Annotated in this window: 9 protein-coding genes (1 of these 9 cut by a window edge); 1 reads left to right on the top strand and 8 read right to left on the bottom strand. The window is 54.0% G+C overall.

The annotated features are described in order from the left end of the window. Window positions 1-372, bottom strand: partial view of a hypothetical protein gene (locus tag FLT43_RS22805; protein ID WP_087440739.1) — the start only. It extends 516 nt beyond the left edge of the window; only the first 372 of its 888 coding nucleotides appear in the window; the start codon lies at window positions 370-372; the stop codon falls past the left edge of the window. 135 nt (window positions 373-507) lie between these two features. On the opposite strand from FLT43_RS22805, the gene FLT43_RS22800 reads away from it, so the two are divergent. Beyond that, the gene (locus tag FLT43_RS22800) at window positions 508-897 is read left to right on the top strand and encodes a DUF2614 family zinc ribbon-containing protein (protein WP_087440724.1); all 390 of its coding nucleotides are present in this window, start codon (window positions 508-510) and stop codon (window positions 895-897) included. Between the two features lie 55 nt (window positions 898-952). Here the strand turns inward: FLT43_RS22800 and FLT43_RS22795 are convergent, their stop codons facing one another. The 7 genes from FLT43_RS22795 to FLT43_RS22765 form a co-directional block, all read right to left on the bottom strand. Continuing rightward, on the bottom strand, window positions 953-2587 hold the full coding sequence (locus FLT43_RS22795) for a glycosyl hydrolase family 18 protein (RefSeq protein WP_244194038.1): 1635 nt from the start codon (window positions 2585-2587) through the stop codon (window positions 953-955). A 251-nt stretch (window positions 2588-2838) separates the two neighbouring features. Next, on the bottom strand, window positions 2839-3276 hold the full coding sequence (perR, locus tag FLT43_RS22790; protein WP_087440722.1) for a peroxide-responsive transcriptional repressor PerR: 438 nt from the start codon (window positions 3274-3276) through the stop codon (window positions 2839-2841). 153 nt (window positions 3277-3429) lie between these two features. Then, window positions 3430-4623, bottom strand: a complete 1194-nt coding sequence (locus FLT43_RS22785) for a DUF4097 family beta strand repeat-containing protein (protein ID WP_087440721.1) — start codon at window positions 4621-4623, stop codon at window positions 3430-3432. A gap of 25 nt (window positions 4624-4648) precedes the next feature. Next, the gene (locus tag FLT43_RS22780) at window positions 4649-5338 is read right to left on the bottom strand and encodes a hypothetical protein (RefSeq protein WP_087440720.1); all 690 of its coding nucleotides are present in this window, start codon (window positions 5336-5338) and stop codon (window positions 4649-4651) included. A 22-nt stretch (window positions 5339-5360) separates the two neighbouring features. Beyond that, on the bottom strand, window positions 5361-5939 hold the full coding sequence (locus FLT43_RS22775) for an RNA polymerase sigma factor (RefSeq protein WP_006677112.1): 579 nt from the start codon (window positions 5937-5939) through the stop codon (window positions 5361-5363). A gap of 169 nt (window positions 5940-6108) precedes the next feature. Then, a complete protein-coding gene (locus FLT43_RS22770; protein ID WP_087440719.1) occupies window positions 6109-6834 on the bottom strand; it encodes an MgtC/SapB family protein in 726 nt (241 codons plus the stop codon). Next, window positions 6822-7307, bottom strand: a complete 486-nt coding sequence (locus FLT43_RS22765; RefSeq protein ID WP_087440718.1) for a GNAT family N-acetyltransferase — start codon at window positions 7305-7307, stop codon at window positions 6822-6824. The genes FLT43_RS22770 and FLT43_RS22765 overlap by 13 nt, the downstream gene beginning before the upstream one ends. Window positions 7308-7361 lie beyond the last annotated feature (54 nt).

The raw sequence follows: 7361 nt of genomic DNA, 5'->3' as shown, positions 1-7361 counted from the left end.
TTCCGATTGAAATAGTTCCTTGCCGTCCGCCTGATGCAGCTGCTGCCATTCCGCCAACATACCGCTGCGATCGGCGATAATCTCTGCTCGTCCAAAGGAAGACATCATAGGCAGACCCTCCATTGATGTGCTCCATGCTCTCCACTGCTCCGGATGAATGAATAGCCACTGCGTGATGGAGCTGTCCTGCTCCGTCTGTGTATGATAGGGAGAAGACGGACACTGTTCATCGATAACGATATACAGGCGATCACACCTGTTGTATTCCTGTACTGCCAGCTTCCTTGAGTCAGGGGTCAACCGAAGAATGCCTTGAATGTGCGTCGCGTTCAACCATTGCTCCACCTTGACCTTGTCTACTGCTTGCTTCATATGAATCCCACGCTTTTTCGACTTTCTTGCCAACAAGCTTCCTTTTGTCTTGATTCATGTTTATAATTCTACATAGATTCTCTCTTTCCTTCTATTTTGCAAAACATTTTCAAGATATGTATTGGGAGGCTCATGATGAACACTCGGCTATTTAAGACAAGCAAGCTTAGTGAATTTCGGTTGTGGGGGCTCGTCCTTATTTTAGCAGGCATGGGTATGATGATCTTGGGCACCTCCGGCATATTGATGTGGGGCGTGCAAGGCCGTCCGTTCGCTGCGGTATTCATGGTGCTTGGCGGCATTCTTCTATTGGGAAGCATGGGAATTTATTTTTGGGCCGGCATGCTCTCCACGAGTGTCGTCGCGCTGGAGTGCCCGGAATGCGGCCAGCCGACGAAAATGATCGGCAAGACGGACCGCTGCATGTTCTGCCGGACTATCCTGACCTTCGATCCTGCGCAAGCCAATGCAGGGCTGTCCGATGAAGATCCAGCCGAATCGGCTGCGTCCGCGCCGAAGTCTTGACGAGTACATAAGACAAGCCGCCTCCCTTCCGGGAAAGCGGCTTGTCTTCTTCATATTAAGGAACCGGCGGATAACGCAGCACATCCCATATGTCATCACTGGCGAACGTGCGGGCCCAGACGGCAATTCCTCCAAGACCCAGCCGATCGGCCAGTTCAATTCGCGCCCGAACCGAACGCTCATCCTCAATCCAAATCCGCTGCAAATTCCCCTCTTCTTTATACTCAATGTAGTGCTGCCCAGCAGCGTCATCAAATTCCGGCTTCAGCTTCTTGTCCGTCAATATATCTTGAATCGATTGCATGCCCAAGGCCTTGGAACTCACCTTCGTCTCCCCGTCCTGCACTTCTTCCGTCCAGATACGCGTATAGAGCGGCATACCCAGCACCAGCTTATGTGCCGGCACGCTGTCTTCATTCATAATTCGCGTCACCGCTTGCTCAGTCCAAGGCAGAGATGCGACGGATCCGGCAACAGGGCTTGCCGCCCAATGCTCGTCATACGCCATGACCATCATATAGTCGACAAGCTTGCCAAGGGCTTCCCTGTCCAGGAATTGCGACCATCTGCCACTCTCCGACTTCGCCGTCACATCGATGGATACGACGAGACCTTTGGCATGCAGCCGAGGGACAAGCTCTCTTACGAACTGAGTCAGCTTATTCCGATCCTCGACATTCACATTTTCAAAATCAAGATTGATTCCGTCCACCTGATAACGATCCGCCAAGGCAAGCAATTGACCGATTGTACGATTCCGCCGTTCGAAGGTCGATAGGGCTTCCGTTGTCCGCTCCGGTTCGAAGCTGTTGCTGTACAGCGCCCACACCTGCTTGCCGTTACGGTGCGCCCATTCGGTCAGACTCAAGTCCCCCTTGCTGAGGACATTCCCTTCCTCATCCTCCAGACTGAACCAGGTCGGGCTGATGACATTCGTGCCCGTCATGTCCGGCAGCTTGGATGGGTCAGGGTTGCGGGAATATACGGCCTCCCAGGCCAGGCTCACGGGCGTCTTCTCCTCGACGAACCGCGGCAGCGGCGCCTCAGCCGTCTTAGGTACGGTATGGGCGTCTCCCGGCACGACATCCTCGGCCGCCACATACCCCAATGTGCCGTCATCCGCCTCTACCCAAAGCCAATCTCCACTCTCCTCCCAAATGGTCACTGGCGACTCGCTCTTCAGATCGGCGATAATCGGCGACTTCTGGTCTGAATCCTGCCTCATCGGTACCGTGTCTTCCGGCTGCCGCAGCTTCGCGATCGTGCCGGATTGTAGCGTCTGGCCCGGCATTCCGAACTGAACGGCTCCATTCGCCGGATACTGCTTCACTTCAATCCCGTACAACTCTTCCAGCACAGATGCGGGAACATGAACCGTCTTGTCGATGCGGACGGCAGCCGCAGGCCACTCCTTCGGACTTCCGTTCAACAGCCCGCCTCGCTGATCCAGTGGCATCGAAGCGACCGAGACCGGGCTTGTCAAAATAACGGTGCCGCTCTCCGCTTCAAATGTAACCGGCAGCAGTCCATCCAGCGCCGGCACGGGAATGAGCAGATCCTTTCCCTGTCCTGTCGTGCCGTAACCGCTCCACGTCCCGTTATAGGTGAGCGGCTGCTCAACTTGCGTCATATCAGACTCTGATCGTTCATGGCCAGGCCACCACTCCGACCATCCGTTCCAAATGCACACGGACAAAACAATAACTCCTATCAAGATGACGAGACATCCGCCACAGCCACCCTTTTTGCGTTGGGGACGGCTTCCCGGCCTGTCCGCATGCCTTCCATTTACTGCCCTTCCGCCCCGACGCTCTCCCCGGTAACTCATGTTGTCGTTCCTCCCACTCCCAAGTCTTGCATCTCCCTGTCCAAAAGAAAACGCGCAAGCAAAATCTGCTGCGCGCATGTATGATTCAACGGTTGTCCTCCGGAACGCTCCGGTTACTTCTTGGCAGCCGCAGCTGCACACGATTCGCACACGCCATACACTTCCATGCGGTGTCCCCGTATGAAGAAGCCCGTCCGTTCGGCGGCGGTCTCCTCTACCGATTGCAGAGCCGGCAGCGTGAAATCGACAATCTTGCCGCATTGCTCGCAAATCGCATGATAGTGATCAGAGACGTTCGCATCAAATCGGCTTGAGCTGTCTCCGTAGGTCAATTCACGCACCAGGCCGGCTTCAATAAACAACTTCAAGTTGTTGTAGACCGTGGCTACGCTCATGCTCGGAAACTTGGGCTCAAGCGCCCGATATATTTCATCCGCCGTCGGATGGTTCATCGCATCCATCAAATAGGTTAAGATCGCATGGCGTTGTGGCGTAATGCGTACTCCGGACATTTTCAATTGTTCCAATGCATGTTGAACCCGTGTCTTCATCCTGTCCACCGCCTTCTACGCTCATGATTCATTCGGGTTGTCTAATCTGTACATTGTAACGATTCTCAAGAAATAATCTCTATATGTCCATTGTACGGTTACCTTTTTCGATTTGTCAATCTTATTCTGTCTCGGACGTCCGCAACTCCGCGATCATCTCCTCAGAACATGAAGGTCTCCATTCGTCTGCAAGACGATATCATGCATCCCGCTTCCCAGCGTCCCTTCGATACGATTGTCAGCAATGTCCAACGGATAATCCGAAGTAATATCGCCGAATGTATTCCTTCCGAATACAGTGGCATTTGCGTCATCCGGCAAGTGAATCGTCATATCCCCTGCCAGACTCAGAAGCTTCCAGTATCCTCCGACAACCTCCGATTCGACCAGCACGTCCCCGCTCAGCGTCTCCGCCTGAACAGCTCGTACCGCGCGGCTAATATCGATAGCGCCGCTCTTCGTATCTGCTGTCACATCCCCCTTGATATCATGAATGATGATATCTCCTCGGGCCGTGTCCGCATTCAGATCCTGTCCAATTCCCTTTACGACAATATCCCCGTCCCAAGTGCGCGCTTGAACCGAGTTATCGATATTGGCAATCTGGATCGATCCGCTCTTCGTCTCGGCGGCGATGGCCCCGCGGAGCTCACGGATGTCAATCAGCCCGTCGTCCAGTTGTACATGGAGATTCCACGCCACCTCATCCGGAACCGTAATGCTCAGGTCGATGCGGACGAGCTCTTTATTCGCCGCATAACGTGCTGGCGTGCCTTCGATGCGAAGCCGGTGTTCTGTGGCAGACGCCGCGATGTCTACGAGAGACTGGTCTGCCAACTGCTGAGCCTCCTCCTTGGGCAAGCTGCTCACGATGACCGTCGGCTCCACCACCACATCCGCCACATTTCCGCTCCGAATCGACACATTGCCATAGCGATTGCGAACGGCAAGCTCCCGGATCGAACGGCCTTCTATGGAATAATTCAGGGCAGATTGCTTGAACTTCATCCCTTCGGCAAGCTTCATTTCCTTCATCATCGAAAAATCGAACTGAATGCTCCGTACCCAGTCCCTGAACAGATAAGGCTGAACAATCATGAACACCGAGACGGACAAAAAAATAGCAGCGAACATACCGAGCCAGTCGATCTTCCAGCTTCTTTTCCCGTCCGGACTTCGCCCGCGCTTGGCGCTCACCATCATCTCCAATCCCCACAGCACGAAGATGAAGGGCCACCACACGAGCAGAAGCCGGATGCTGCGCAGGCCGAAAAATTGATCGACGAGAACCATCACGCCGACGGCGATAATCAACAAAGCTGCAGTAATCCGGCCTACCTTTATCAAGTATGCCCCAACTCCTTAAGATCGGCTAGCGTCTTTTGCGCGATTCCTTGATTAGCAGAAAAATCCCTCCACCGATAAGCACGGCTGCTCCAGCATAAGAGCCCGCATTGCTGAAAAACCAGCGCAGCCAGGCCGGGTCGACCGTGAACAGCAGCAGAACGACGCCGCCGAACAGGAGCAGCAGGCCAAGCCAAGGGCCTTGCTTCACATTGCCGGCTCCCAATCCATAGACCGCCTGCTGGTTGACGCGCTCCGTACTCTGCAAAGCATCGAATAAATTGAAGAAATAAATAACAGGCAGCATAAGGGCAAGCAGCACGATGAGCGGCACGTTAATCCGGGCATCGGTAGCACTGAAATAGACAATCGCAACAATATCCAGAGCGAGCAGCATCATAATAAGCAGGCCCCGCTGCATCAATCCCAAGTAAAAATGACCGCTTCCGGGGAAAATAAAAGACAGCAGGAGCGATAAAAATTTGCTCTTGCGCTGAGGCGGTGTTCCATATACGGGAGGTACAGGAGGCAATCCGTCGTACGGCGGATAATTGCCAGGATGCTGGTGCTCGCGCTGCTGATGCTCCAGATTCGCCATTCTTCGCCGGAGAAATTGCTCTTCTTCTCTGTCCCAATCCGGCGTGCGGATCTGATCCATCCGCTGGCGTTCCGGTTGATCCACCGGTGGTTCCTTGTCTCTGCGGCCTCCGTCGTTCATTGTATTCATTCCTCCCTTGCCATCATACGGCTCCGACCGATTCATTCCATACGTTTTTGAACAGCGCTTTGGCCCGGTACAATCGAGTCTCAACCGTCCGCACAGGCATTTGCAGCTGTTCGGCAATCTCGGCGTAGGTTCGCTGGCGCATATGGTAGAGCACCATCACTGTCCGATACTTGTCCGGGAGGCTGCCCAACGTCCGGCGCACCTGCTCGCACCGCTCACGCTTGATGACCCATTCCTCCGGCATCGCTTCCTCATCTTGATGCGGAAGAGCCACTATCGTAGCAGGCTCCAGCCGATCGGCGGCCCCCCGTCTCTGTCTGCGCAGCGAATCGATGAGCTGGTTCCGCGTAAGACGGTACAACCATGTCGTCCATTTCGAATCCCCGCGGAATGTATGGAGCCGGCGGTATACCTTGACGAAGACTTCTTGAGCGATGTCCTCCGCCAGATGCCGGTCCTGAACCGTTTGACAAATACAAGTTAACACAAATGGGCGGTGTCTTTCCACCAGAATGCGCATCCCCTCTTCATTGCCGCCCAAAATAAGCTGAACGAGCTGTTCATCTGATTGATTCCGCAATTCACGTTCCACGATAGCCGACTTCCTTTCTGTTTCTCCACGATGGCAGCCTGTCAGGCGCCTCTCCAATCTTCTGCTTTTATTGTAAGGCGGACGGGGAAACGAAAGAAACCTTCCCGGGTCCAGGAAGGTTTCACCGACTTTAGTCTAGTCCGCATTGCGCCGATTGCCGGGGAAAGGGCTATTCAACGGTAACGGAACGAACGCCGGTCATCTGCTCGACTTGGGTCGTAAATGCAAAAATTTCGAACTGGCGGGGTACAATAAGGACAACTTGAATTTCGGTATGCTTGACGTCTGGACCCTCGTACGGGCGATTAAGCAGGCGCTGCGTCGTTACTTTTTTCGTCTGAATCTCCTCTTCGTTCAAAAATTCATGGAGCTGATGAAGAAAATGGGAAGCTCCGTCCGTCTCCAGCGTAAGGACATAGGTTTTCTTGCTTGTGAAATACCGCTGCTCAATCTTGTTGAAGACAAACAGATTGACGATGACGAGCACCGTTGCCGCGACGGCCGCGAAATAAAATCCGGCCCCGACGGCGAGACCGATTGAAGCAACGACCCATAAAGAAGCGGCCGTCGTCAGACCGGCGATGGATTTGCCCGTAAAGATGATAGTCCCCGCTCCGAGGAAGCCAATGCCCGTAATGACCGCCGTCGCGAGACGGGCCGGGTCAACGCGGACATTGCCTTCATAGACGAATTGCGAGAAGCCATAAATGGACAACAGCATAATCAAGGCTGAGCCGAGACATACAAGAATATGCGTACGCAAGCCCGCAGGATGATTCGCCTGCTCCCGCTCCAATCCGACCAGGCCGCCCAGTAGCATCGCCAGGAACAAGCGCATCATCAGCGAGACATTGTCAATGACCCACGGATTCGAGGCGTCGATTACTTCTCCCATCCTGAACCGCCCTCCTTCGACACCCGTTCCAGATGGCGAAGATATACCCCGGGTGCGATTTCTTCTTCATGCCGAAATTGGAAGCCTTCACGCTCATACAACCGCAAGGCAGGAGTGTTGCGGGCCCCCGTCGCAATGCGGTGAATGGGGAATCCCGGAATCTGCAGGACATGCTCCAGCAGACGGGAGCCGATGCCTTGGCGGAATGCGCGCGGATGAACCATCAGCCGGCAAATATCGATGACATCCGGCTCCGGCACCTCATACGAGATGGCTCCCATCAGTTCGGCTTCATCCCACCAGCCGTAGAAGGTTTCCTTGCAATGCCTCAGATCGTCGATCGTATCCATTAACGGAGGAATCCGGTCGAAGCCGAGAAGATCCGCTTCGATGCGGTAGGCGCTCTGCTGCAAGTACCATAATTGTTCGAGGGTCTCATTATCATTCATATCCAGTTGACGAAGCACAATCATTCCCCCACAGACCGTAAATTTTTATTGCTCTATTTATCTGTAAGCAAAAAAAGA

Source organism: Paenibacillus thiaminolyticus (genome assembly GCF_007066085.1).
In the GTDB taxonomy this organism is placed as follows: Bacteria; Bacillota; Bacilli; order Paenibacillales; family Paenibacillaceae; genus Paenibacillus_B; species Paenibacillus_B thiaminolyticus.
Note: the sequence above shows the minus strand (reverse complement) of the source record. Positions and strands in the feature narration are given on the sequence as shown.

What these genes read in the sequence shown, in the direction of transcription:
- FLT43_RS22765 (WP_087440718.1), bottom strand. Translation starts at nt 7,307, where the DNA reads ATGATTGTGCTTCGTCAACTGGATATGAATGATAATGAGACCCTCGAA.
- FLT43_RS22770 (WP_087440719.1), bottom strand. Translation starts at nt 6,834, where the DNA reads ATGGGAGAAGTAATCGACGCCTCGAATCCGTGGGTCATTGACAATGTC.
- FLT43_RS22800 (WP_087440724.1), top strand. Translation starts at nt 508, where the DNA reads ATGAACACTCGGCTATTTAAGACAAGCAAGCTTAGTGAATTTCGGTTG.
- perR (WP_087440722.1), bottom strand. Translation starts at nt 3,276, where the DNA reads ATGAAGACACGGGTTCAACATGCATTGGAACAATTGAAAATGTCCGGA.
- FLT43_RS22780 (WP_087440720.1), bottom strand. Translation starts at nt 5,338, where the DNA reads ATGAACGACGGAGGCCGCAGAGACAAGGAACCACCGGTGGATCAACCG.